This is a genomic window from Pseudomonas sp. Van50, from assembly GCF_055390755.1.
Genome location: NZ_AP024343.1, coordinates 1,776,866 through 1,803,702, shown reverse-complemented (window position 1 = coordinate 1,803,702; position 26,837 = coordinate 1,776,866). Strand labels below are relative to the sequence as shown.

At 56.3% G+C, this 26,837-nt stretch carries 17 protein-coding genes; 6 read left to right on the top strand and 11 right to left on the bottom strand.

Features of this window, described 5'->3' with window-relative positions; all coding sequences use genetic code 11:
- Nucleotides 1-55: 55 nt before the first annotated feature.
- Together ACZ5M5_RS07985 and ACZ5M5_RS07980 are read left to right on the top strand one after the other, a co-directional pair.
- Entirely contained in the window at nt 56-766 is a 711-nt protein-coding gene (locus ACZ5M5_RS07985) for a TorF family putative porin (protein ID WP_103311234.1), read from the top strand.
- A gap of 81 nt (nt 767-847) precedes the next feature.
- Nucleotides 848-1,714, top strand: coding sequence for a DUF6279 family lipoprotein (locus tag ACZ5M5_RS07980; RefSeq protein WP_464738872.1), 867 nt, complete (start codon nt 848-850; stop codon nt 1,712-1,714).
- A 201-nt stretch (nt 1,715-1,915) separates the two neighbouring features.
- Here ACZ5M5_RS07980 and ACZ5M5_RS07975 read toward each other — a convergent pair whose 3' ends face one another.
- The gene (locus ACZ5M5_RS07975) at nt 1,916-2,308 is read right to left on the bottom strand and encodes a transcriptional regulator (protein ID WP_464738871.1); all 393 of its coding nucleotides are present in this window, start codon (nt 2,306-2,308) and stop codon (nt 1,916-1,918) included.
- A gap of 187 nt (nt 2,309-2,495) precedes the next feature.
- On the opposite strand from ACZ5M5_RS07975, the gene ACZ5M5_RS07970 reads away from it, so the two are divergent.
- Both ACZ5M5_RS07970 and ACZ5M5_RS07965 read left to right on the top strand, forming a co-directional pair.
- On the top strand, nt 2,496-3,227 hold the full coding sequence (locus tag ACZ5M5_RS07970) for a DUF899 domain-containing protein (protein ID WP_464738870.1): 732 nt from the start codon (nt 2,496-2,498) through the stop codon (nt 3,225-3,227).
- A 263-nt stretch (nt 3,228-3,490) separates the two neighbouring features.
- Complete coding sequence (locus tag ACZ5M5_RS07965; protein WP_060738700.1) at nt 3,491-3,763, top strand: hypothetical protein; 273 nt, start codon at nt 3,491-3,493, stop codon at nt 3,761-3,763.
- Between the two features lie 44 nt (nt 3,764-3,807).
- Here ACZ5M5_RS07965 and ACZ5M5_RS07960 read toward each other — a convergent pair whose 3' ends face one another.
- The 5 genes from ACZ5M5_RS07960 to ACZ5M5_RS07940 form a co-directional block, all read right to left on the bottom strand.
- A complete protein-coding gene (locus ACZ5M5_RS07960) occupies nt 3,808-4,368 on the bottom strand; it encodes a hypothetical protein (protein WP_464738869.1) in 561 nt (186 codons plus the stop codon).
- A 229-nt stretch (nt 4,369-4,597) separates the two neighbouring features.
- Nucleotides 4,598-4,996, bottom strand: coding sequence for a hypothetical protein (locus ACZ5M5_RS07955; RefSeq protein WP_464738868.1), 399 nt, complete (start codon nt 4,994-4,996; stop codon nt 4,598-4,600).
- A 238-nt stretch (nt 4,997-5,234) separates the two neighbouring features.
- Nucleotides 5,235-5,618 carry a hypothetical protein gene (locus ACZ5M5_RS07950; protein ID WP_464738867.1) on the bottom strand — a complete coding sequence of 128 codons (384 nt, stop codon included), beginning with the start codon at nt 5,616-5,618 and terminating at the stop codon, nt 5,235-5,237.
- Nucleotides 5,619-6,194 carry a hypothetical protein gene (locus ACZ5M5_RS07945; protein ID WP_464738866.1) on the bottom strand — a complete coding sequence of 192 codons (576 nt, stop codon included), beginning with the start codon at nt 6,192-6,194 and terminating at the stop codon, nt 5,619-5,621.
- Nucleotides 6,195-6,383: 189 nt separating this feature from the next.
- Nucleotides 6,384-6,944: a hypothetical protein gene (locus tag ACZ5M5_RS07940; RefSeq protein WP_464738865.1), complete on the bottom strand. Its 561-nt coding sequence runs from the start codon at nt 6,942-6,944 to the stop codon at nt 6,384-6,386.
- A gap of 284 nt (nt 6,945-7,228) precedes the next feature.
- On the opposite strand from ACZ5M5_RS07940, the gene ACZ5M5_RS07935 reads away from it, so the two are divergent.
- Nucleotides 7,229-8,242, top strand: coding sequence for an IS110 family RNA-guided transposase (locus ACZ5M5_RS07935; RefSeq protein WP_464738864.1), 1,014 nt, complete (start codon nt 7,229-7,231; stop codon nt 8,240-8,242).
- Nucleotides 8,243-9,669: 1,427 nt separating this feature from the next.
- Here ACZ5M5_RS07935 and ACZ5M5_RS07930 read toward each other — a convergent pair.
- The 5 genes from ACZ5M5_RS07930 to ACZ5M5_RS07910 form a co-directional block, all read right to left on the bottom strand.
- Nucleotides 9,670-10,371: a transposase gene (locus ACZ5M5_RS07930; protein WP_464738863.1), complete on the bottom strand. Its 702-nt coding sequence runs from the start codon at nt 10,369-10,371 to the stop codon at nt 9,670-9,672.
- A gap of 126 nt (nt 10,372-10,497) precedes the next feature.
- Nucleotides 10,498-11,031, bottom strand: a complete 534-nt coding sequence (locus ACZ5M5_RS07925) for a hypothetical protein (protein ID WP_092177183.1) — start codon at nt 11,029-11,031, stop codon at nt 10,498-10,500.
- Entirely contained in the window at nt 11,031-11,861 is an 831-nt protein-coding gene (locus ACZ5M5_RS07920; protein ID WP_464738862.1) for a polymorphic toxin-type HINT domain-containing protein, read from the bottom strand. The genes ACZ5M5_RS07925 and ACZ5M5_RS07920 overlap by 1 nt, the downstream gene beginning before the upstream one ends.
- A complete protein-coding gene (locus ACZ5M5_RS07915; RefSeq protein ID WP_464738861.1) occupies nt 11,819-24,541 on the bottom strand; it encodes a two-partner secretion domain-containing protein in 12,723 nt (4,240 codons plus the stop codon). The genes ACZ5M5_RS07920 and ACZ5M5_RS07915 overlap by 43 nt, the downstream gene beginning before the upstream one ends.
- Nucleotides 24,542-24,565: 24 nt before the next feature.
- Entirely contained in the window at nt 24,566-26,272 is a 1,707-nt protein-coding gene (locus ACZ5M5_RS07910) for a ShlB/FhaC/HecB family hemolysin secretion/activation protein (protein WP_464738860.1), read from the bottom strand.
- A gap of 279 nt (nt 26,273-26,551) precedes the next feature.
- Between ACZ5M5_RS07910 and ACZ5M5_RS07905 the strand changes: the two genes are divergently transcribed.
- Complete coding sequence (locus ACZ5M5_RS07905; protein WP_464738859.1) at nt 26,552-26,827, top strand: hypothetical protein; 276 nt, start codon at nt 26,552-26,554, stop codon at nt 26,825-26,827.
- Nucleotides 26,828-26,837 lie beyond the last annotated feature (10 nt).

Sequence of the window (26,837 nt, the reverse complement as noted above, 5' to 3'; positions counted from 1 at the left end):
CTAGCTCAAGCGTTTCAGCTTAGTTCCTGCTCCTCGCTATTTCATGGAGTGAAGCATGCGTATTCCTATTGTTGCGCTGGCGATCAGCCTGCTGACGTGCTCCCTCGCCCAGGGGCAGGTGTTCCAACGCGAACTCGGCGACTTCGACCTCAAACTGGGTACCACCCCCAGCCGCAGCATGGCCCAGGGCCTGGTCACACCGTCGAGCACCGGTTCGTTTCATGGTGGGTTGGACCTGAGCCACGACAGCGGTTGGTATGTTGGCCAGTGGTCACCCAGCGCCGGCGTGTCCGCTGATCTGGAGGTGGATTCCTACATAGGCTTTAAACAACCCTTCGACCAGACCCTGGGCTACGAAGTCGGCCTGATCCACTACAGCTACCCCACCGTCGAGACCCTCGACAGCCAGGAGTTCTACGGCGGCCTGACCGTGCTCGGCAGCCGTTTCGGCGCGGCCCTGAGCAACGATCCAGACAAACAGAACAGCACGCTGTTCGCCGACCTGGGCGGCAACGTGCCGTTCGGCATTGGCATCAGCGCCAAATACACCACCCACCAGCTCAATACGCCGGTCTCGGTCGAGAACGGTTATGTAGGCAGTTTCAGCGACTGGTCGTTGAAAATTTCCCGTCCGTGGAAGGGCCTCGACCTGGACCTGATCTACAGCGACTCAAGCCTCAGCGGCAGCAGTTGCTCGGCGTATTCCGGCCACAACAGCGAATGCGACAGCCTGCTGACCCTCAAGATGGCCCATCCTTTTTACTAAGCGTTACGTATTCGATCGGCTGAACTGCTGCGTGCCTGCCATGCTCCAACAAAGCACCTACGCTTTTGCAAGGACTCGCTCATGTCGCGCTGGTTGACCCGCACCGCCCTGTTCATTGCCCTGCTGCTGACGCTGACCGCCTGCAGCCGCGTAGGCCTGGCCTACCGCAACCTCGACCTGATCATCCCCTGGACCCTCAACGATTATCTGGAGATCAAAGGCGAGCAAAAAGACTGGTTCAACGAACGCCTCAAGGAACACCTGACCTGGCACTGCACGACGCAATTGCCCGGCTACGTCGACTGGCTGGATCGCTTGAAAACCATGGTGCAAACCAATCAGGTGACCGACGAAGCCCTGCAACAACGGACCCAGGAAGCCAAGGCCGCCATCGCCGAAACCGCCCAGGCCATCACCCCCTCGGCCATCGAATTGCTGCAAGGCCTGAGTGACGAACAAGTCGACGACATGGACGCCTCTTTCGTCAAAGACCAGCGCAAACGCCAGCAGCAATACCTCAAGCCGACATTGCAGGAGCAGATCCAGGAGCGCAGCGAGCGCATGGTCAAACGCCTGAACGACTGGCTCGGCCCGCTCAACGACGCCCAGCGCCAGCGGGTGGTCGCCTGGTCCACCGCCCTGGGCGATCAGAACCAGCAATGGATCGCCAACCGCGCCCACTGGCAAAACCAGTTCAGCGAAGCCGTGGCCCAACGCCACAGCCCCGATTTCCCGAAACGCATCGAGCAGTTGCTGGTCAACCGCGAAAGCCTCTGGACGCCCGCCTACCGCGAAGCCTTCAGCAAAACCGAAGCCCAGGCCCGCAGCCTGCTGGTGGACCTGATGGCCGAAAGCACCCCGCCCCAGCGCGAGCGACTGCTGAAGAAAATCGACGGGGTGAAGAAGGATTTCACTGATTTGAAGTGCCTGAAAGCAGCACGCTCTTAAAACCACTGAAGATCCAATGTTGGAGCTCCAATGTGGGAAGTGTGGGAAGTGTGGGAAGTGTGGGAAGTGTGGGAAGTGTGGGAAGTGTGGGAAGTGTGGGAGCGAGCTTGCTCGCGATAGCGATTGAACAGGCAATACATCTGTTGAATGCCAGACCGCTATCGCGAGCAAGCTCGCTCCCACAAGGTTTGTGCCTGGTTCCTAAGCGATCTGCGCCTTCGAAGCCAAATCATCAAACGTAAACTCATCCAGCGCATCTTCCTGCTCATCCAGCACCTGGCGCGGATGATCATTGCCCGGAATGCTGCTGTCGATCAGGCTCAACAACCGCGAGCCACGGGGCGTCAGCACGAAGTTCTCGCCATTACCGCCCTCTTCCTCCGGCCGCGGCTCGATATAGCCACGCTCCAGCAGTAATTTTTCATACTCCCCGGCGACCGCTTTCAGATGATCGAGGTTCTCGATCTCCTCGCCTGCAGCAGTTTTCTCTGCCGCGTACTGCTCTGCATAAGGCCGAGGCGTAAAACTGTGGCCGGCGCCGTTCTGCACTTCGTGCAACAACTTTTCGATCAAGTCCCAGTTGTAAGTCGTCATCCTGGTCCATCCTCTGAAGAGTGAGATGCCTACCTAGGTTGTGACCGAGGTGCTGCGCTGCCGTTCAGCCGGGTTTCCGGGTGGTCACTGCCTTGAGCCGACCAACGGCCTGTCGAATTCATCGAAGGCCAAACGACCAGTTGCTGAAGCATCCACTCAGCAGCTCTGCCATGCAGGAGAAATCACCATGAACGTAGAGAATCATCCAATCGTTTCGCGAGAAGAATGGCTCGCCGCCCGCCGCCAACACCTGGCCCACGAAAAAGCCTTCACCCGCGAACGGGACAAACTCAGCGCCGAACGCCGCGCCTTGCCCTGGGTAAAAATCGACAAACCCTACCGCTTCCAAGGCCCCCACGGTGAACTGAGCCTGGCCGACCTGTTCGGCGGCCGCAGCCAACTGATCATCTACCACTTCATGTTCGGCCCCGGCTGGACAGAAGGCTGTGATGGCTGCTCGTTCCTGTCCGACCACATCGACGGCGCCAACCAACACCTAGCCCACCATGACGTGGCTGTGGTCGCCGTCTCCCGCGCCCCCTTTACCGAGTTCCAGGCGTTCAAACGCCGCATGGGCTGGGCGTTCGACTGGGTCTCGTCCAACGGCTGCGACTTCAACTACGACTTCGGCGTCAGCTTCAAAACCGAAGACAGCGCCGGTGGAAAAGCCACCTACAACTACGAAAAAACCGACACCACCGAAAGCGAACTCCCCGGCCTGAGCGTCTTCTATCGCAACGAAGCCGGCGACATCTTCCACACCTACTCCACCTACGCCCGCGGCCTCGACATCCTGGTCGGCACCTACAACTACCTCGACCTGACGCCCAAGGGCCGCAACGAAGACGAAATCATGGATTGGGTGCGGCATCACGATAAATATGAAGAGGCCAAGCCACATAGTTGCTGTCATGGCTGATGCGCCAACCCGCACAAGTCGAGCGCGATCCCTGTGGCGAGGGAGCTTGCTCCCGCTCGACTGCACAGCAGTCGCCTGCAGTGCCTGACCCGCGGCAGCCCAAAAAACCGACTGATGCAGGGCTAAAGGTCCTACACAAAGCTCGGAAAGTGGCGTCTTGTGGCTCTGGAACGGGGCGGTCTATAGTCCGTTGTCGCCTAAGAAGCGACCGGGTTTGGCGACCCGATCCACAGAGAGACTCATTAATTTTCGAGGCTCTGAATATGACCAGATACATGCCCATCACCGGAATCGACTGCACCCCAGCCACCCTGCTCATCGACACCGAAGCCCCGCTGGACGTCCTCTTCGAAACCGCCGACTACCGCATCCGCGCCGTGACCCAACTGCTGGAAAACATCGCTTTCCGCTCGGATATCAGCTCCGATACGGTGGTGCTTTCTGATTTTTGCAAACTACTGACGATATCTCTGCGCGACGGATGTGACGTGATGGATGTGATTGGGAGACGGTTGCGGGCGCAGGTAGCGGAGTAGACGAACGGCGGGCGACTTATGGTCGCCCGTTCGTACGTTGGTACTTAACGATATTTTTTTATAAAAACCGGAATTACCACTGGCGAAGCCGACCTGGGGGAATTGATCAAGCCCTCGCTTTTCGCCACTGGCACCCCTTTGCTCTTTATTGCCTCAAACAGACTTTCGGTGGCTGCTCCATTGATAAACTCGCCGCCGTCAGTGGTCACGCTCAACGCCAATTGACGTCGTTCCTCGGTCAATTGGAGCTGTTTGGTCCGAAAAAAAGTGTGCAATGCAACCTTCTGAAGCTTCGAAATACCCACATGAACGATCTCTACATACATCAGTGCTTTGGCGTCCCACTCCTGTATATAAAGGGTATTTGCAGTCAGCGCGTAAGTGCAAAAATAATAAGCTCCAGTATTTGAACCTGGTGTTGAAATAATCAGTGAGCAGCGCCCATGCTGAAGAATTGGGTCGGTCAGCTCCGGAAAATCTTTGACGAGCTGAGCAGAAAACTGCTCACGGTCATAATAGATGGTGGCTTTGCCGTAGGGGGTTGTGTTGCAGGCCGACAAGAGCATTGCCAGACAAAAAAAGATAGCAAGATAAAAATAACGCATAAATCCTCATGAAATTTCATGTCGATCATTAGACAAAGTTTTATCGCTACCGCTTGATCCATATGGGTGTCAGGCACGACTCGGTCGTAGCCATTGATGAGAAAACAGATACGACGGGGTCAACCAGGCAGGTTGAGATAAGGGAGACCCAGCAGTTCAAAGCTGCTGGGGGAATTGGTTTTTAGCCTTGACTTGAGACCGGCTAATGGGTGTCCCATTTTTGAATACTTTACGATGCAAAAAAACACCCGCTCTCATCAATCCAAATCACTCCTGGAATTTCATAAAAATAAACTGTTAGCTCGCTATCATTTTCAGATTCTGCACTTTCTGGCCAACAATCTCTTAGGTAAGACACAATCTTCTTCACATCTAAATCCCAATGAGCTGCTTCATCGTAAATAGAAAGCTTTGGACAGGGATTATCTGGGGAAACATAGCAATCAGCCCCGGGCTTAATGAATTTTATCTTACCATTAACCAGCAGATACTCAATCATGTAAAAAAACGCATCTTTTCGCTGTTCAAATGTAAATTCAGGGTTCCATGAACCAATTGTGCTAAAAAGAGCAGATATCCATAGACCAAATGAATCGCGAACTATTTCATCAAAAAACTTGACAGCCATCATGGTTTCCCAATTAGGAATTTTATTTCTCAAAAAAAAGGGGACAGATTTATTTTCCTGACCTAAATAAATCTACCCCCATTTTCTATACTTGCCCCCATTTTCTTTTCTTCGGACTACGTGATGCGGGTAATTCGGTAAAACAATACCTCCCATCCTGGGCATATTTGATGCATCCTCCATGGAAGCTTTCAGCGTAGCAAAAAATCAAAAATAAATCTGTCCCTTTTTCTTCACATCACCACCACCTCGGATACCCTTCAAACGCCTGTAAAATCCGCTCCTTAGCACCCTCCAACAAACCCTCTTCCCCATTAGCGGCTATTGTATTACCAGCAATATCTTTCTTAATGCAAGACCAGATCAACTTACCATTTCCAGCATCAACAACTAGAGAAAACTCTTTATCCATATCTTCAATACGCGCCCCACACCCCCGTCTAAGCGACTCAATGAATGAGTCAAATATTGCGCACTCCACCCAGCAAGTTTTTTTTATCAAAACCGAACAATCAAACTTCTCAACAAACACCTCCACAGAAAACCTCATGGACGGAACTCGCTCATCAAACTCAGGCACAATTATAGATACCCGAATCGGCCCTTCTATATAAATATCCACCTAGTAAGCTCCTGTATATCTGGCGTGTATTATGGCCGGTAGTTCGCCTTCCGCCCTAGGCGGTTTGAACTCTAGCTGCCAACCGTCCACGCTAATCCTCTCACCATAGGGCATTTTGGTTTTAGTAGCACTGTTAACCGCTGCCTGAAAGCTCTCCAGCTGAACCTGACTTGTTAACCGTACTGCTTCTGGAGTGTGAGTGATGGCTTTTGAGGCGGCATACTCTGCCATATGTTCCGTTGCGTTCCCGTGCACCCATACTGTTTGACCATTAGGCAGCTTCATTTCAAAAGACTTTGGAATTACAGAGCCAGGATAAACTTCTTGTGTTCCCTTTATTGAATCAAATACAGTCCCGGTCCCTTTTGGCCTTCCGCCATTTCCCCCAGCCCCCCCCGAACCACCCCTACCACCAGCCAATCCAACCGCCAGGGTCATCGTGCCATCCATAATAGCCTTGGCATACTCTGGACGTATTCCCCATTTCGAAATCAAGACATCCGCCGCCGCCTTGGTCGCGTGCTCCGTGGTCACTACTCCTAAAATATTTTGAAATTCATTGTTTTCTGCGATCAACAGCTCATAGGCCTTACGAGCTTCCGGTGATGCAGAAAAAAGGGGACAGATTTATTTTCCTGACCTAAATAAATCTGTCCCCATTTTCCTTTGTCCCCATTTTCCTTTTCATTTTCCTTTTGGGTACAAACCAAGCCTTAGATCTAAAACCTACACAGATCTGTGGTCTGCCCCTGAAGAACCGCAATCTCATTTTTTTCGGCAATATGAAAACTCAAAGGCCTTTGCAATCAAACCCTCTACAGAGCTAGAGGATGACATTTTTGAAAGTCCATCACAGGAAATGAAATTTGATTCCAAATATTCGAAAAAACCATTCTGAAAACTCGACACCTTAACAGCAATCACGCCAAACTCTTCACGCAAACTTTCAAAAGCGACCCAGTCAAATGCCCCATTAAACAAAACCACTGGATAACCAACCCTACCACCAAAAAAATCCTCAAAATTATCGCTAACCCAAGAGGCGTCCGCATCAACAGCATCTCCATTGATAGCAAAACAGCTATCGACCAAAAACTCCTCTCCTGAAAATTTAATAAATACATCCCCCCCAAAACTTGAGAGACTTTCTGAAACCAACTCACTAAACACGTCAACAAAATCTAGCAATGGCCTCTCAAAAAACCAAAACTTAAAGCCATTTCCAACAAACAAATTCGTAGGCAGATCCTTTTTAAAATCAACCATTCCTGACAGCTCACCAATTAAGCGAGACAGCTCAATAAAATCAACCTTCCGAATTGTCAATTTTACTCTCCAATAAATCTAATTTTCGTTACCGGATTCTTAATCCCTTCAATGTTCAGAACAGGAAAGGTGACAGATTTATTTTCCTGACCTAAATAAATCTGCCCCATTTTCTCGGTAAAACAATACGTCCCATCCTGGGCATATTTGATTCCTCCTCCATGGAAGTTTTCAGCGTAGCAAAAAATCAAATAAATCTGAGAATCATCTGGCCGGCCTCCCCACCTCACAGAGGTGGCGCAAAATTCAAGGTGCGAACTTAGACTTTTGCTGAGGAGGCCGTGATGAAATTCTGTGGCATAGATCTGCATTCGGACAACAGCGTTGTGGTGGTAACCGACGAAGCGGACAGAGTCCTGATTAGCCGACGCTGTCCCAATGAGCTTAAGCCGATTCTCTCACTCCTCGAACCACACCGTGACGAGCTGGTTGGCGTGGTGGTTGAGTCAACGTACAACTGGTATTGGCTGGTCGACGGCCTTATGGCTGTGGGTTTGGACGTCAAATTGGCGAACCCGGTGGCAATGAAACGCTATGACGGTTTAAAGCATTCGGACGATAAGGATGATGCGGCATTCCTCGCGCATTTGCTGCGCCTAGGGATTCTGCCGATGGGCTATATTCATCCACCGCACGAACGAGCGCTACGAGATTTGGCGCGTAAACGAATTCAGTTGGTACGTACAAGAACCCAGCACATCCTGGCCGTTGAAAACATTGCGGCACGCCAGCTTGGGCATAGCTTCAGCTGTAATGAGGTCAAAGGCTTTTCGGCTACATCCGTTGACAGGCTGGGCCTGTCAACGGATGTAGCCTTGGCGATGAAGGCCAATGTTGCCGTTATCCAGGCGCTTGAGGTCCAAATCGCTGGCCTGGAGAGCCGACTGCTTCAACAGGTCAAATTACGACCTGAGTATTCCTTGCTGAAAACGATGCCGGGGGTAGGTGAAGTGCTCGCGACGGTGATCATGCTGGAAACAGGTGATATCGGACGTTTTGCGCAGGTAGGTAACTTTGCTTCCTATGCTCGGTGCGTAGAGAGTGCCCATTACTCCAACGGTAAAAAGAAAGGTGAAGGCAACGCTAAAAACGGCAACGCTTACCTGATCTGGAGCTTCATTGAAGCGGCCAATTTTGCCCGGCGATTCAGCGAAGATGCCAAGCGATTTTTCGAGAAAAAGAAAGCCAAGACAAATGGTGTGGTGGCGACCAAAGCACTGGCTCACAAGCTGGCGCGTGCGAGTTACCACATTCTGAAGGAGAAACAGCCTTTCGACGCTAAACGCTGTTTCGCCTGAAGGCGAGTGGGGTGATGATCGGCCAACCAAAAAGGGACTGGGCATGAACCACGAAATCTGAGTGGCGTCCGATCATCACCGCCTGAGTGTGTTGTAACCGGGTCGTCTGCCAAGAGAGCCAACCGAGACTGGACGTGCGTGTTGCGCACGAGCCACAGCTCTGTGACACGTTTTGGACACATTGGCGGCACCAACGTTTCTCTGGGGCAGTTCACTGCCAGGGCGGTGCAAGATTTATCGCTACCGCTTGATCCATATGGGTGTCAGGCACGACTCGGTCGTAGCCATTGATGAGAAAACGGGTACGACAGGTTCAACCAGGCAGGTTGGGATAAGGGGGAACCCAGCAGTTAAAAGCTGCAGGGCAAGTTGGCTTTTAGCCTTGACTTGAGACCGGCTAATGGGTGTCCCCTTTTGCCGACACACCCATCTGAGCGAACTGACTTCCATGTTCCTCAATGAAATGTTGCAATCCGGCTTTTGAGTTTCCGGCCTCTAGAAATACAATTTTCCCGCTAGAGTCACGAGTCGTTGCGATGATATTCTCCGGGGTGAATTTCACACCATTAGCGGTTAACTCGTCAAGCAAATATGTATTCAGTGTGCCTTTTGCACCAACTAAACTCTCATTTTACGAAGCGAAATCTTACTATCAGAAAATTTAACCACATCATCTACAACTGACAGACACTCATTAGACTCAATCACACTAAGCCCGCAGCCTCCGAAATTCAAATACACTCCAACGCAACCTTCATCGACATCACTAATCCTGTACTCATATACCGACAAAATTTTCAATCCTAGATACTTATCCAACCCGCTTAACGACTTAATCGGGTACGCAAACTCATCATCTATTTCAGACAACTCCAGCAATTCCGGTTCTGAATTTAACTTTAAAAACCTTGACACGCCCTCGCCAATTGTTAGTGACACCCACCCAGATTTAGAAAACTTAAAATACAATACCAAAAATTCACAAACCAAATTTCCACTCATAAAAAATGAGCGAAATCTGACATCGCGCAATACCTCATTGATCAGCACAGCTTTTCGCCCTCCACATTAAAATTTAGATGATTTCTCTGGAATCAATGTATCAAACTCGTACTTTCCATCTAGCAACACTCGCAGACTTACGGTGCTATTAGTCTTGGAGCTGTACACATGAATGAGGTCATAATTTCCTCGCACAGTTGAGCTGGGGATCAATGGACTCACAGACGTAACGTTCTCTAAGGTTTCTTTAACCGTCGTTTTAGCCTGCTCTACACCGGCCCTGCTTGTTTCATAGGGCAGGCGACCCTCACCAATTTTTGTTCCCAGTTTTTTGTTGAGGTTAGCCGATTGTGATGCAAAGAAGTCATCTACCTCTCCAAAACCAGGAACCTTCTGAATCCCTTTTCAGAGAAAAGGGGACAGATTTATTTTCCCGGCTCAGTCCTCGGCCGCCCCTGCCCTCGCTGCTCTACCCGCACACCCACAATCCGCTCGACCTCATCTACGAAACGGCTTGTACCCGTCAGTTGACCTCGCTGCAAAGCATCGCGGATTAATCGAAGCTGATCAGTCGGAATGGCTTGGCGTACAAACTCTTCATACCGAAGCCGCCGCTCCATCGAGGTATCACCCAAGGCCATGAAGCATGGATCAGCATCTAACCAGCCCCCACCAGACTCATCATCTACCCGACTTCGATAGCTCGACCATGCATAGTCTGCGACGTTGGCGACCATGCGAGCGCGCACAGGATTCAATTCAATGTAACGACTACAAGCGAGCAAATATGAATCCGACTGCACCACACTGGATTTGTAACGACTTTCCCACAAGGTGCCTGAGCGCCCTTCCAATCGATTGCGATAGCGTGTCGCACGGGCAGCCAGTGCTTTCATTAATTGCCCCAATCCAGCGGTTGACTCCCCAGGAGCTAGCAACAAATGGACATGATTCGTCATCAAGCAATAGGCGTAGACCTTCACCCCGAACGCATCTTTTAGCTCGCGCAGGTCAGAGAGATAGCGCTGATAATCCTCTGCCGCCGCAAACACCACCTGCCGGTTATGGCCTCGCTGCACTACGTGATGCGGGTAATTCGGTAAAACAATACGTCCCATCCTGGGCATATTTGACTCCTCCTCCATGGAAGCTTTCAGCGTGGCAATAAATCAAAAAATAAATCTGTCCCCTTTTTTTGTAAATAAATCTGCCCCCCTTTTATGTCCCTATTTTGGACCCTTCTGCGCCACTTTTTACTCGGAGGTTACCTGCCAAAATGTCAGACAAACCCCATATTCATCGAGAAGATCATCAGCAATTTCAAACTGAAACACCTTCTCCGGAAAGCAATCCGATAACGCCTTCCTCCAATATCTGGTGATCTGCTCGGCAAATATATGACAAAGGCGATAATCCTCCTCCGACAGACCGACCTTAAATACTGGCCTACCCGGCGCATCTTCCCACTTTGAAAAGAACTGATTTATTGAAAAAATATTTTTGTATCGTTCAACGTCTCTACGTGATGAACTTTGTTTCAACACACCAGCTTCAGTCTCGACCAACCCCTTCAAAGGAAATTTTTGCGGGTCGTATTGCTGAGCGTTAGGCAGCCAGAAAACGTGACCTTCTAACTCAATAAAATCAGGAGAAAGCAAACCTAAAACAGAAATTGCTTGCTCCAATGAAACCAAGTTCCCTACGTACGAAAAAAATTCCCCGGAACCAATATCCGAAGCAAACAGATTCAACGAATCTTTGGAAATATTACCCTGACAACTCTTCATCAGTTCAACCCTAAGCTATTAAGAACAGACTGCGGAACATTTCCCTCAAAAGCTTTTGTGTCACTTCCCTTCTTGGGGAAATATTCTCCATTGGGTGCTTGGTTCCATTCGACTACCTTAATCCGAGAGCTAGACACATCATAAAGTGCACGCCCCTCAGGACCATAGACAACAACATGCCCATTTCCTAAGTTGGCGTAAGAGTTAGGCGTTTGTCCTTGCAAGGGATACTGTACACCACCACGCGTTCCCGTAACCGTCACATTCGTTTCCCTGAGTCCCTTGGTATAATCTAAATCAATAGTGTTACCGGCAGAATCCGCAATGAACCTCGGCGTATTGGGAGCATTAGTATTCCCTGCACCACCACCTCCCCCACTCTCGGGCAGCTTACAAGGCCCAGTGTTATGCACCCAAGTCTTGAGTTCTCCCACATAGAACGTGTGGCCGATGTCGACCGTCAGGTTATACGTTTTGCCCACTGGCAAGTAAAGCTCCAGGGACGCGACTTCCGATGACGTATTTTCGGTCTCGCCGTCGGCCAGCGATTGCAACAGGTCACCACGCTTCAGGTCGCTAACGGGGATGAAGTCCCGTTTGGCCGGTACGTAAAATGGATGGCTAGGCGTAACCAGCAGTGTTTCGCCTTGCGCGGTTCTATCGTTACGCACGTTTTTGAGCTTGAGGCGGTAGATTGGCTGGTCGCTACGCTGATGAGTGGCGAGGATCGCTGCCGCAAAAGGCTTGCCGCCTTTTTCCGGTTTGCTCCATACCATGTCACCGACTTTCAGTGTCTCGATGGCTCGGTCGCCCTGTGGCGTTGAGACCATCGTCCCGGCTGCAAAGCAACAAGGGCCTTTGTCGCCTGCGGTTGAATTGCTAGTTGGAGATGTTTTTGCCCCTCCCCCCCAGCCCGACCCGCAGCCAATCCAACCGCCAGCGTCACAGTGCCATCGACAATAGCCTTAGCATATTCCGGACTCACCCCCCATTCCGAAACAAGAATGTCTGCCACTGCTTGGGTCGCATTTTCTGTGGTCACCCCTGCCAACAGGTTCTGGAACTCGTTGTTTTCCGCAATCAACAGTTCATAGACCTTACGGGCTTCGGGTGATGCAGAGTCCATCTGGTCACGGAGCTGTTCAGTCTTGGCTTGTGCCTCGGCAACCTGCTTAGAGATAACCGGACAGCTTGCTGGGTTCTGAGCACAGCTAACTAGTGCCTCCTGCGTCTGTTGTTCGCTTAACTTATGGTATGTGGTATAGGCCTCGTCTATGCATTTACTGTCACTGCACCCCTGCAACTGGTTGGCCGCTCGCTCGAGATCGGAATGATTCAAGTAGTTGTATTGGGTGGCGTTGGCGGCGATGTCTGCCGCGATGCGCGGATCGCTGCCTGAAACCACCGCTGTGAGCACACCAAGCAACTGCGACATCGCCAACAGGTTGGCTTTATCCTGCTCGCCTCCCGGTCGATTTGGGTCATAGCCCTCAGGTAGCACCAAGTCCGCCAAGTATTGTACGAGCGCTTCGTTGGCGCCTCCTGCCAAGGCTCCCGTTTTAAAATCACCGCCCATGGCCATCGACTTCAAACCACCGACCAAGGCGTGGGCGGCGACTTTGGTCGGGCTGCCTTCAGCCAAATTCAGGTTGCCAATTTTATTGGCGGCAACCGCCCCGCCAATATCAATAACGGCACCCAACAGGTTGTTAACGAAGTTATCGCCCAGACTGCCACCTTGGATGGCGGTTTGGACCAAGGTGTCCGCCCCTGTCTTCAGGACAACTTGCCCTGCACTATCCCAGTTGAATCCTAACTTGGTCGGATCGTAGCCGAGGCTGTTTCCAATGCCCCCCAGCATCCCTGAAACCACATAGCCTTTGAGGCTTTCGCTGCTGGTGGTGTCTTTTAGAACTGCGCCCAAATCACCTTTGTTGCTAATGGCGCTGTTCACTGCGTTGGTTTCCACGGCGATCAGAACAGCATTGGCGAAACCTGCCGAGAAGGTCCCTCCGGCGGCCCCAATCAGGCCTGCGCCAGCTCCACCCGTGACCACCGCCAGCGCGATTGCCAAGACCATTTGAGCGGCGACACCAAGGCCCGAGTTTGAATACTTGAAGCTTTGGTGAATTTCTTCCACCCGACGCCAATCAACATCGCCCCGCTTTTCAGCCTCCTTCAACCAAGCCAGTTCAGGGTCGGCCTTTACCATTGCATCAATGGTTTGGCTGACGGTTTTCTGATCAATGCGCTTGATATCAATATTCAAGCCATCGACCGCTTTGATGACTAATTCGCCCTTAGCCACCAACTGGCTCTGGCGCAAGGTCTCGTCCGTGTGGCCTTTGCCCTTCATGGAATTCCAGGCCATGCTGGAACTGCTCTTCGTATGACTTTCCTGACTCAGGTCCTTCACACCTTCGAAAGTGATCGAACCACCACTTTGTACTGTCAGGTCATTCCCACTGTTCAACTTCGCAGCCTGATACCGCTGGTCATCCCCACTAACCAACGTCAAATCGCCCCCCGCAGTGATTTCACTCCCCACGTTCGTGACCTTCGTCACTTCATCACGCTTGGTCTGCTTTTTCCCCCAGCTACCTTTTTTCTTCTTGTCGTACAGCGAATAGTCACTGTCCTGCGCCGCCAGCACGTCGAGATTCTCACCCGCCACCAGATAAGCCTCGTCCCCGGCGCTGATGCGGCTGGAAATGATGGCCATGTCTTTTCCGGCCCCCATCGTCACGTCACCGCCAGCGGTGATGGCGCTGCCGATCTGTTTGACGTGATCTTCCTGGATGGTGACTTTTTTCGTTTTGGAATAAGAGTGGGTTTCGTCGGCCGCGGAGGAGATGGTCATATTCTCCCCGGCGGTCAGTGCGACGTTGCGCTCGGCCCCGAGTTGGCTGGCGATGACGTTGAGATCCCGGCCAGCGTTCACGACCAAGTCACGGCCTGCCTGGGCGCTGGAGCCGAACTGCGTCACCGCGCTTTTGCGGACACCATTGTTGCTGGCACTTTCCTGTTGGGCTGAGACAATGATCGCGTCCCGACCGGCATCGATCGTGGTGTCACGCCCACTGACCATGACGCTGCCGACGCTCTTGATATCGCGCCCGGCGCCCATGTCCAGATCATTGGCAGCCTCGATACGGGCGGCGCTGTCCATGAAGTCCTGTCGCCGGCTGTAGTTTGCGGTGGTCACGGTACGTTCGTTGACGACGTCTCCCATCACCGCCTTGATGCTGACGTCACGCCCGGCGAGGATCCCACCGGCCTGGTTGGCGATGTTGTTGACCGCCAACAGGTCCAGACGATTACCGGCCTGGATCAAGCCACTGTTGACCAGGTCGCTGCCTGCGGTCGCCGACAGGTTGTTGGCGGCGCGCAGGGTGCCGACGTTATCGAGGTTTTGGCCGGCGATCAGCGTCACGTCATTACCGGCGATCAGCGCACCGGTAGGCCCGAGGCGGCCTTCGGCCTGGGCCAGGTACAACACCGGCACCAGGACTTTTTCGCCGTTCACTTCGTGCTCTTCGAGCCAGACGATGTCGTGGGTCAGCGCGGCGACTTGTTCCGAAGTCAGCGTCACGCCCACCGACAGGCCGAGCTCCTGCTTGCTGGCGATGGCGTTGTTCATCAGGTACTTGAACAAGCCTTCGTCGCTGGTCTGGCCGTCGATGAAACGCTGGCCGGTGCGGGCAACGACCGCTTGTTGGATCAAGCGCTGTTCGTAGAGACCATCGCCCAGGCGTTTGGCACTTTGGTCCGGGTCGTAGCCGAGGTTTTGCAGCAGGTAGTCCGAGCTCATGAACGACTTGAGGTCGGTGAGTACGGGGTTGGTCTCGATCAGGTACTTCTGCGGATTGGACTTGAAGGAAGTCTCCGGTACACCTTGAACGCGCACGACCGCCTGGCTGGCGACTGGCGTATTCACCGCATTGCCCACCTGTGGGACGACCTGTGCCGTTGGGAGCAGGTTGGTACCCGTGACATTCACGGCGGCCACTTGAGTCCCGATGCCAACGCCGCTGTTGCGACTTGGCATTGGCAGCGAGTGGCTGCCTTCCACGGGCGCACTGACGTTAAGCGTACTGGCTCCCACGTTGCTGTCGTTGGCTTGACGAGTGATCAGAGCCAGTTGCCGATCACTGGTGCCCACCGCCGCGATAGCACCGACCTGGACATCACGGGCTTGAGCATCAGGCAGGTCTTGTTGGCGCTGGCGGGTGCTGATCGAGGCGCTGCCCATGCTCCAGTTTTGCGAGCCGGTGCTGGCCTGGGTGGCCTGTTGAGCCGAACCACCTTGGCCGCTCAAGCGGAACAGACCGTTTTGCCCGGAGGGCAAGGCGAAACCAGGAAGGCTCAGCGGGTTTACCTGCTGCTGGGCGCGATCAGGTGGCAGCTGATTGTTGATTCTTACGACCGTGGTGCCGGTTCCGCTTGCCTGGGTGTCCGCCACTTTATTGGTACCACCACTGGCGGTGTAGTCCTCATGGATGACGCTGTTCTGCAGGTCTTTGGTTGCGGTGATCGAGACGTTACCGCCGGCCTGGATGACGGCGTTACGGCTGCCGACTGTACTTGCGGCGCCGGAACTGTCTTTGGCGATTTCGATGTCACTAAGAAGGTTGTACTGATCCAGATTTGGCATCTGAAGCAGGTTGTTCGGGTCGTACTGGGATTGCGTGGTGTTCTCGAAACCGTAGCTGAGCCCAGACAGTACGAGGTTGTAGTCTCCACGTGTTTTGACAGCGGCCCCTGTATCGACATCTGTAAGAGTCACCACGGAAAGCGTTTCACCGTCTCGCCCCCCTTCCCTGTAGCGAGTCGATTTGGGGATGGCCTTGTGAATATTCCCGTCCAGGTCAAGGTAATAGACATACGGGAAATCAGGATTATTGCGCTGGTTGTAAGGAGTCAGGACGTTAGCGAAAAACCGCCCGGTACCGCCGTCGCTCATACCTGCGACTTGATACATGCGCGTGCGCTCGATGGTTCCGTTCTGCGCGCCGATGTTCTGTACGTTGTCGGCCACGATGTTGATATTGCCGCCAGCGCTCACCGTACTTTTACTGTTGAGAAAGCTGCTGCCTTGGAACACGAAATCCTTGCCGGCCGTCAGCAGCGACGAGGCACTGGTGTCGTTGTCAACACTTTCAAAGACCTCACGGGCCGCCAGCGTGAAGGTGTAATAGTCCCCTTTGCAGTCATTACATATATTGGCGATAAACCCCGAAATCAGCTTGCGCCCACCAGACGCCACCGCGCCCTCGGTACGGTTCTGGAACCCATCGGCGTTGATCGTGAATGTGCCGCCGCTCTCCATTGAGCCGGAGACGTTGTTCACGCTGGCGGCTCGTGCGGCGGCGCCATAGCCACCGATCACCACATTACCCAACCCGTAGAGATCACCGCTCTGGTTGGTGAAATTGCTCACGCCCAGCGTCATGTCCGCACCGCTGAATACCAACCCGCGGTCATTGAGCAGCGAAGGAGTTTTCAGTACGAGGTTCCGGGCCGAACCCAGGGTTCCGGAATTGACGAGGTTCCCGGCCTGGACGGTCAGGTTTGCGCTGGAGGTCAGACGCCCGGCATTGGTCAGTTGTCCACCGATCTTTACCGTGGTGTCGCCACCGCCAGCGATGCTGGAAGTCACGCCCAAATTCAGTTGCGCTGCGGTCAGGTCGATACCACCGAGGCTCGACATCCGTCCGCTGCCTCCGTAGCTTCCCCCCAACACCAGACTGATCGAACCATCACTGGCAATCAGCCCATCATTACTCCAATTTTCCCCATTCCCCTCCAGGCTGGTAGAAGCCAGCAACTGCCCAGTCCCGGTCTGTGTCAGGTTGTCCACATTGACGGTCAGTCGCCCGGCCTGGATGACGCTGCTGTTGGTCCAGTTTTTGGCAGTCAGCGTCAACCCGCCACGGGTGACGAGGCTGCCGCCGGCGTTGGTGAGGTTGGCGGTGGAGATATCAAAGTCGCCGCTGCCCACATGCAACAGACTGCCGCCCAGGTTCTGGAAGTTGGTGGCGTTGAGGATCAGGCCATTGTTGGCGGTCTCCAGCGTGCCATTGCGGTTATCGAACAGGCCGCCAATCTGAAAGTTGGTCGTACCGCTCCCACCCAAGGCACGCAACTGCCCGGTCTGGTTATCCAGGCTCGCGGCCTTGATCGCCAGGGTGCTGTCACTCTCGATAATCCCCTGGCGGTTGTTCAACGCGCCGGTGAGGTCCAGGTCGATCTGGCTGCCGGCGATCTGGCCGTCGTTGTCGCCACTGTTGTCGAAATCGTTGGCGCTGACGTTGACCTTGCCTTTGGCATAGAGGCCGCCGTTGCGGTTGTCGAAATTGCCGGTGGTGACGGTGGCATCGCCGGTCTGTGCGGAGATGCGCCCGCCGTAGTTGTCGAGGCCGCCGCGTGCGGTCAGGTTCAGGCGCTGGGCCTGGGTGATGCCGCCCTGGCGGTTGTTGTTCAGGTCGTAGCCGTTTTTCAGCACGCCGGTCAGTTGGGTGGTGAGCATCCCTTGCAGGCTGGCGAGCACGCCGCCACGGTTATCGAAATGGCGACCCGTTGCGCTCACATCGCCGGCCTTGGCTTGGATTCGACCGCTCTGGTTATCGATGTCCGTATCGACAGTGAGTTTCAACCCTCCTTGGCTTTGCACCACACCCTTGCCGTTGGTAAGGCTGGCCGCGTCGATTTCCACGCCGCCGTTCTGGCTGTAGATCAAGCCATCGGCATCATTCTGGACGGCGCCGGAGGTATTCAGGACCAACAAATCATTGGCCGCGACGGTGCCGCGATTGCGGTTGTCCAAGCCACTGGTGAGCAAGGTCAACAGGCCTTGGCTGGCGATCTGGCCGCCCTGATTGTTGATCTGCGTGGCGCGCTCGACCCGCAGCGGGCCGACGCTGGCGATCTTGCCACTGATGTTGGTCAGGGCACCGAGCAGGTCCAGGGTCACGGCGGCATTACCGATCAGGTTGCCGCCGCTGTTGTCCAGGGAGGTACCGGTGAAGTTCAAGGCTTTTTGTGCGTTGACAGTACCGCCGACGTTGCCCAGGGTCATGGCGTTCATGACCAGAATGGCGCCGCTGTCGATCAAGCCGCCTTGGGCGTTGTTCAGCAAACCGCCAGTGACGGTCAGGGTCTGGTCGCCACCGCTGGACAGAATCCCGCCCCGGTTATCCAGGCTGGTGGCGCTGACAGTGAGTTTTTTCTGGCCGACCAGAGCACCGGCAGCGCTGTTGAGCAGTGCCCCGCTGAGGGTGACGCCGACGTCTCCATTGCGGCTGGAAAGCGTGCCGTTGTTGCGGTTGTCGAGATTGGAGCCGTTGACCTGCAGCCCTTGCCATCCAGAGATCAAGCCGTTCTGGTTGACCAGGCTATCGCCATCAAGGCTCAGGTTCTGACTGCTGATCAGCTTGCCGCCGCTGTTATCGATCGTCTGGCCGCTGAGGTTGAAGCTCTGGCTGCTGGAGATTTCGCCACCCTGGTTATCAAGGTTGCGCAGGCCGTTGACGGTCAGCAAACCTTTGGCGGTGATCAGGCCGTTGCGATTGTTCAGGTCATGACCGCCGAGGTTCAGCGTCACGGCTTGTTCACCCAATAGACGTCCACCGTTTTGGCTGAGCGCGGCCAGGGTCAGGTTCAGATCGCCTTTGGCCGACACTTCGCCGCCGTCGCTGGAGTCCAGCGAATCGGCGCCGAGGGTGAGTCTGGATTGGGCATTGATCAGGCCGTTGGCGCTGTTGTTCAGGGCCATGGCGTTGAGGACCAATGCACCGCCCGCCAGCACGCTGCCACCCTGGTTGTTCAAATTGCCGCTGTTGAGTGTCAGCAACTGCGCAGCGCTGATCAGGCCTTGGGCCTGGTTGTCTAATTGTTGGCCAACCGTCAGGTCGAGCTTGCCACGGCTGGTCAGGGTGCCGCCGTTGTTGTTCAGGCTTTGCGCAAGGACATCGACGCTGGCCGCGCCGATCATGCCTTTGACGTTGTTCAGCGCCTGGGCGATGCGCAGGGTCAGGCCCTGGTTGCTGAGCAGCCGGCCGCCATCGTTGTTGAGGTTTTGTGCCGCCAGGGTGAAGGCTTGGGCGCTGGAGATTTCACCGCCCTGGTTGTTCACGCCGAGGAGGTTTTTCAGCAGCAACGTACCAGGGGCGTTGATCAGGCCGTTCTGGTTGTTGAGCTGGCCGTTGTTCATGTCCAGGCTCAGCGAGGTGTTGCTGAACAGCTGGCCGCCCTGTTGATCCAGGCCGGAAACCGAGGCAGTCAGTGCGCCCTGGCTGCCGATGCGGCCGCCGTCCTGGTTGGTGACCTGGGCCGCATTGAGGTTCAGCGTGCTGCCGCTGTTCAGGCGTCCGTTCTGGCTGTTGTTGAACGCGCCGGTAGAGACGTTCACCGCGCCTTTGCCGCTGATACTGCCCTGCTGACGGTTGTCCAGCGCCGTGCTGGTGAGCAGCAACGCGCCGTCGGTCACCAGTTCGCCGCCTTGGTTATCGAGGCGGCCCAGGCTTTTAACGGTGAGGTTGGCGGCGCTGGACAGGCTGCCGTCGGTGTTGGTCAGGTTGGCGGCGCTGACGTCCAGGGTGCCTTCGCTGCTGATTTGACCCTGGGTGTTGATCAGGTCGCCACTGAGGTCGATGCGCTGGTTCTGCTGGCTGACCAGATAGCCGCCGCTGTTGTCCAGCGAACCGCCCTCAAGGCTCAATTGCGTCTTGGCACTGAGCAAGCCCTTGGTCCGGTTGAGCAGCTTGTCCACGGTGAGCTTCAGCGCCTGCCCAGCGAATACCTGGCCGCTGTCGCTGTTGTCGAGGTTTTTGCTCACCAGTGCGACGCTGGTGTTACCGCTCAGCTCGCCGCCGCGGTTGTCGAGGTCGTCAACGTTGATATCCAGCGCTTTTGTAGCACCGATCAAACCGGCCTGGCGGTTGTCCAGGCTCGACGCTTGCAACGTCAGGTCCGTGGTGCTGACCAGCGTACCTTGACGATTATCCAGCGCGGTGACGGTAGCGTTGAGCCCGGCTTTGCCGGCGATGTTGGCGGCACGGTTGTCCAGGCGGTCAGCGTTCAACGTCAGCGCGCCGTCGGCGATCAGCGAACCGCGCTGGTTGTCGAGCAGCGTATCTACGTTCAAATCGAGCTGATCGAGACTGCTGATCAAGCCATCGCTGTTATCCAGGCTGGCGCTGTGGCTGTCCACGGACGCGGCCGAGATGATCCCTTTGGCATTGTTCAGGGCCTGGGCTGTCCTCAGGACCAGGCCTTGATTGCTGAGCAGTTTGCCGCCGCTGTTATCGAGATTCCGCGCCGCCAGGGTGAATGCTAGCCGGCTGGAAATTTCACCGCCCTGATTGTTGACGTCCTTGAGGTTGCTCAGCAGCAACAGGCCCGGGGCGTTGATCAGGCCGCCCTGGTTGTTCAACTGGCCCTGGTTCATGTCCAGGCTGACGCTGGTGTTGCTGAACAACTCCCCTTGCTGTTGATCCAGCCCGGTGACCGATGCAGTCAGAGCCTGGCTGCTGGCGATACGGCCGGCGGCGTTGTTCACCTGAGCGGCGGTGAGCTTGAGGGTGTTGCCCGAGGTCAGGCGACCGCCTTGACTGTTATTGAAAGCGCCAGTGCGAACCTCAGTGGCGGCGCTGCTCGAGATCAGGCCTTTCTGGCTATTGTCCAGGCTGGCGCTTTTGAGGCTCAGCCCGGCGTCGGTGCTGATGGAGCCGCCCTGGTTGATCAGCCCGCCCTGGCTGACGATGGACAACGCGCCGGCGCTGCCCAGACTGCCAGCGGCGTTATCGAGGCTGCCGGCGTTGACGGTCAGTTCACCTTCGCTGCTGATCAGGCCTGTGTTATTCAACAATGCGTTGTCGAGTGTGATCACCAAAGCACTCAGGCTACTGAGTGCGCCACCGCTGTTGTCCAGCGTATTGCCCGTGAGCATGAGGCGGCCTTGGGCCTGGATCAGGCCCTTGGTCTGGTTGATCAGTTGCGCAACTTTCAATTCAAGCGCGCTGCCGGCAATCAGTTTGCCGCCGTCGCTGTTCTGCAGCCGTTGACCGCCGACCTGGACGTCCAGCCCTGCGGACAGTTCGCCCGCCCGGTTATCGATCTGCCCAACCTGCAAATCCAGCGCTTTTGTGGTGCCGACCAAGCCACCGTTGCGGTTATCCAGAACGCTGCCGGTCAGGCTCAGGTTGCCTTGTGAGACCAGCGCGCCGCCCTGCTGTTGCAAGGTATCGATCAGCGCGGTGAGGTCGGTTTGGCTGGAGATACGGCCAAGGGCGTTTTGCACCTCATTGGCTTTCAAGTTCAGCGGGCCGACGCTGCTCAGCAGACCACCGCGGTTGTCCAGCCGCGTGACTTCGACACCGACGCCGGCCTTGCCGGTGATGATCCCGTTGCTGCGGTTGTCCAGTTGCGCGACCGTCAGTTGCAACGCTTTGTCGGCGCGGATGTTGCCGCCACGGTTGTCGAGGGAATCGCTGCGCACGGTCAGCAGGTCGACCCCGGTGAGACGACCGCCACGGTTGTCGAGGCTACCGGTTTGCAGGTCAAGTGCGCCCTTGGCGATCACTTCGCCCTGGCTCTGGTTGTCCAGCAGGCCGCTGATGCGTGCGCTCAGGCTGCCGTCGCTGATCACCTGACCGGCGTTGCCGTTGTTCAGGCTCGCGGCCTGGATGTCCACGACCTTGCCCGAACCGAGCACGCCATCGCGGTTGTCCAGCGCGCCGCCAAGGCTGATGTTCAAGGCGTTATCGCCCAGTACCTGACCGTTGCGGTTGTTCAGGGTCATCGCGTTGAGCCGGGTCAGGCCGGCGCTGGAAATTTCGCCTTCCAGGTTGGTCAACGTTGCGTCGACGTTCACGCTCAGGTCGGCGTCGCTGCTCAAGGTGCCGCTGCTGTTGTCCAGGCTGGCGGCGCGCACGGCAAGGCCATTGGCCGAGACCAATCCTTGGGCGTTGTTCAACGCCTGGGCGATGGTCAGGTTGAGGCCCTGCTTGCTGACGACCTTGCCAGCGCTGTTGTCCAGGCTGTTTGCATTCAGGCTGAAGGCTTTGTCGCTGGAGATCTCACCCTCGCGGTTGTTCACGGCGGCGAGGTTGTTCAACAGCAGCGCGCCGGGGGTGCTGATCAGCCCGCCCTGGTTGTTCAATTGCCCATGGTTGAGGTCGAGGGAAAGGCTGGTGTTGCTGACCAATTGGCCATTCTGTTGCTCCAGCCCGGTGACGCTGGCATTCAGGGCCTTGGCACTGGCGATGCGACCGGAGGTGTTGTTCACCTGACCGGCCTTCAGCAACAGCGTGTCACCGCTGATCAGGCTGCCACCCAGGTTGTTCAGGGTCGCGGCGCTGTCGATGCTCAACGCACCGATGCTGGTCAGTTGGCCCGCATCGTTAGTGATCCCGGCGGCTTTGACACTGGCGGTGGCGTCACTTTTGAGGCTGCCTTGGGCGTTGAGCAGTTGCCCGCGCAGGTCCAGGTTCATCCCTCGCTGGGCATACAGCGACCCCTGGCGGTTGTCGAGTTGGCCGGCGTTGACCGCCAGGACGCCTCGGGTCGAGATCAATCCGAGGCTTTGGTTGGTCAGGCGTTCGAGCGTCAGGCGCAGATCACCGTAGGCAATTACTTTGCCGCTGTTGCTGTTGTCCAGCTCGGTGCCGGCCAGCGCCAGGACACCCTGGCTCGACAGCTCACCGCCGCGGTTATCCAACTTGCCTACATTGAGGCTGGCGGCCTGGGTTGTGGTGACAACGCCGCTCTGACGGTTGTCCAGGCTCGCCGCGTTGAGGGTCAGCAGTCCGGCCGAGGACAGCAATCCCGCCTGATTCAGCAATTGCGCCGAAATGCGGGCGGTGAGCGCACCGTCACTGAGCAAACGGCCTGCGGTGTTATCCAGCGACGCAGCGCTGAGCTGTACGCTCTTGCTTGAAGTGAGCCGGCCGCTGCGGTTGTTCACTTGGCCGCTGGCGTTGATATCCAACCCCTGCCCTGCCGCGACCAGACCCGCTACGTTGTCCAGCGAAGCAACGCGCAACGTAACGCCGCTCAAGCCGGTGAATTCGCCACCGTTGTTATTCAACTGCCTGACATTGGCCGTCAGGTTGCCGTTGCTGCTGACCGTGCCCTGGGTGTTGAGCAGCGTGTTGGCGGTGACGTTCAGCGTATTGCTGCTGAGCACCCGTCCTTTACTTTGATTGTCCAGGGTCGCGGCGTTGACCGTGGTGGTCTGCCCGGCGCTCAGCGTCCCACCCTTGTTGCTCAGCGTCTGCGCAACGTCGACTGTGAGGTTACGGCTGGCAACGACGCTCTTACCGTTGTTACTCAGACTCTGCGCCTCCAGGCTCACATCCCCCGCCGCATTACGGGTGTTATTCGCATTGACCCCGGCCTCAATAATGCCGTTGTTGGTCAGTTGCCCACCCGCGCTCAGGGTGATGCTGTCCCGCGCCGCAAGACTCTGCTGGTTGCTCAGGTTGCCCTGGGTCTGGGCCTTCAATGTGGTGCCGGCGTAAACCGGTCCTTGGGCATCAAGGCTCGCGGCTTTGACGTTGACCGCGCCGGTGGCCGAGGTCTGCGCCAGGCTCAGGTGGCCGTTGGCATCCAACTGAATATCCCCGCCACTGGCAATCAACTGCCCGTCCAGCTTCACCCCGACACCGGCCTCGGTGCCCACCAGCTTGATCGCGCCGGCGTACATCCCGCCCAGAGCCGAGGAGTCGATCGCCAACTGCGGCTTGGCGCTGCCGTCGTTGGCGCGGGCTGTAGCGCTCAAAGTGTCAGCGTCGACATCATTGCGGCCGGCAACAATCGTCAGGTTTTTCGCCTGGATCTCAGCGTTGATCTTGGCGCTGCGAGTGATGATTTCGAAACTGTCGACGTTGTTGGCGTTGAGGCCCGCGCCTTCGATGGCGACACTGCCCTGATCGACCTGATAGCGGCTCACCTGGCCGTTCTCGATGATTGGCTTGCCAGTGGTCAGGGTCGCCTTTGGGGTATTGATGAAGCCGCAGCCGTTGCAGGTAATGCCGTAGGGGTTGGCCACGATCACGCGGGCCGATTGCCCGGCCACTTCGGTGTAGCCGCGCAACTGGCTGGGGTTGCCGCCGTTGACTTCATTGAGGATGGTGGTGGCGGCCGTGCCGTTGAGGTTCGGGTTGCCGATAATGATCCCGCCCAGTTGCGTGGACTGGGTGCGGGCGGTGGCGTTGTTGAGGATCACGCCGTTGCTGCCGACGTTGTAGTCCGTGAACTGGTTGTGCGACAGGCCATTGCCGTTGGGCTTGGCGATATTGACGATGGGCACGCCGTTGCCCGCCCGGTCCAGGCCGGTGCCCGGGGCGCTGACGACGATGCCATCGGCCTGGGCCCACATCGGCTGCCAAAACATGACGTTGGCCAACAGGAACGCCAGGCCACGCTTGGGCATGCCCCAGAAGCGGTCACGGGCTTGCAGGGCTGCGGAAGGTTGGCGGGCCAGGAAGGCGTGTTGGCGGTCGTCCATGTTCAGGTCTCGTTGCAGCAAAATTTAGAGGAGTACGTCCATGCGGAAGTAGATCGGCGCTTCGCGCTCGGTGAGGGCATCCGGGCGTTCCAGGGAGTGGGCGAAGGTGACGCTGGCGCTCAGGTGCTCACCACGGGCGAACAGCTCCAGCGAGTTGCTCGACATGCGCCCGTGCTGGCCGCCGTTGTAGCGGTCGCCGCGAATCACGCCCTGGTCATAGCCGAGGCTGGTGCCGTATTCGGCGAACACCGGGCGCAGCCACTCCAGCGCTACCGGGCGGCTCCAGCGCAGGTCGTTGCGCCAGTAGCCGCCGCTGTCGCCGGACAGTGATTGGTCCTTGTAGCCACGGATCGATGATTGCCCGCCCAGGCTCATGCGCTGCGGGCTGAACAGCACGTCTTCGCTGCGCTGGCCGGTCATCAGGCTGCTGAAGCTGAAGGACTCGTCCCACAACTTGAAAGGCTGCAGGTAGCTGGCGGTGGCGGTGTACTTGCGATAGCGCGCATCCGGTACGCCAGGGCCCGGGTCGTGATCGCCCTGGGCGTCCAAGGCACCGATGCCCTCCTGCATGCCCAGGTCGAGGTTGACGAAAGCACTGCCGACTCGCCGTCCGTGGTTGATCCCGAACTGCGCCTCGCTGATGCGATTGCTGCTCTCGCGAAGCTTGCTGCCTTCGATGAAGTTGTTGGTACGCAGGTACGAAAGGCCGGTGTTGAGGGAAGTCTTGCTCAGCGCATCGCGATGGATCACCCGCTCGACCCGCAACTGATGGTTCTGGCTGTCGCCGGTCTGTTTGAAGTTGAAACCGTTGGCCGGGATCTGCGAGCGGTATTCGCTCTGGCTGTAGGTGTAGCTGACGTTCCACCAACCCCAGGGCAGGTTGTAATAAAGCATGGCGTTGTTGGAGGTGTGCTGGTGGTCGGTCATCCCATCGTGACCGCCGCGCAACATCAACTGGTCGGCCAGGCCCAGCGGGCTGTCCCACTCGAAACTGCTGCCCCACTGCTGCTCGCCGGTGCTGCGCTGACCGTCGTTGCTGCGCGACAGACCGGCGCGCCAGGGCTTTTTCGGCTCGTTGGTGACATTTACTTCACTGCCACCGACTTCCTGGCCGGGGGTCAGCTCCATTTTGGCCTGGTTCGACGGCAGGCGATTGAGCTGATCCACCATCTGCTCGATCTCCCGCAGGTTGACCAGGTCACCGGCCTTGCCGGGAAACGCCATCGCCAGTTCACGCTCCGATAGCTTGCTGTTCTCGGCCCCCTTCAGGCCTTCGAGTCGCCCTTCCACCACCAGCACGCTCAGATTTCCACCGGACAGGTCCTGCTGCGGCAGATAAGCACGGCTGGTGACCAGCCCCTTTTCGATGTAGTGGTCGGTGATGACTTTGAGCAGTTCGTTAAGCTGCGGCACACCCAGGCATTGGCCGATGTAGGGCTTGAGCAGATGCTCACGCTCGCTGGTGGAAAGACTGTTGGCGCCTTTGAGTTCGATGGTCTTGATGGGGAAGCAACGGGTATCGACAGATGCGGTCGGCTGGGCCGGCTTCGCCTCCTGGCCGGGCAGGTCCTTGAGTTCCTCCAGGCGACGACGCTGCTCTTCGAGCAAACGGTTCTGGCGCTCGCGGATCAGGTCCGTGTCGCCTGGAGTGGGGGCGGCGTGAGCCAGGGTCAGCGGAGAAAGGCACAGCAAAGCCACGCACAACCTCGCCCAAAAGACGGGTGAGGACATGTTCGATCCCTCGAGTGAAAAGTGACATCAAAATAGTGGCGCGATATTAGTTAGCCATCATTTTGACGTCAACTATTTGCCTGAGTTTTGAGGCGACTATTGGATCCGTTCGTCTGAAATCAGACCCCTCTCGTGCGCCGGTATGAAAGATCCGGTACGGGGCTGGAAATCTCCTACGAAACGAACACACAGGCCCTCACAGCCTCTAGCAAATGAACTTTCCGACCAACGCCGGCCTCAACCCATTACCTGCCCAATAAGGAATACGAGGCCCACCCCATGAAGACTTTCCTGAAACTGACCCTCGCCACCGCCCTGGCCTGCGCCCTGCCCGCCTGGGCCACTTGCACGCCAGAGGAAGCGACCGCCAAGCGTGAACAACTGGCGCAGGAAGTGACCAAGCTCACCGAACAGAACCCGGCCAAGGCCAAGGAAATCAATGATGAGTTGCAGGCCATGGACCTGGAGACCGCCAGCAAGGATGTGCCGGATAAGTGCCAGTTGATCGATAAGCGTCTGCAAGAGTTGAAGCAAGCAGAGAAGAAGGCTGGGTGATTAGCCACAG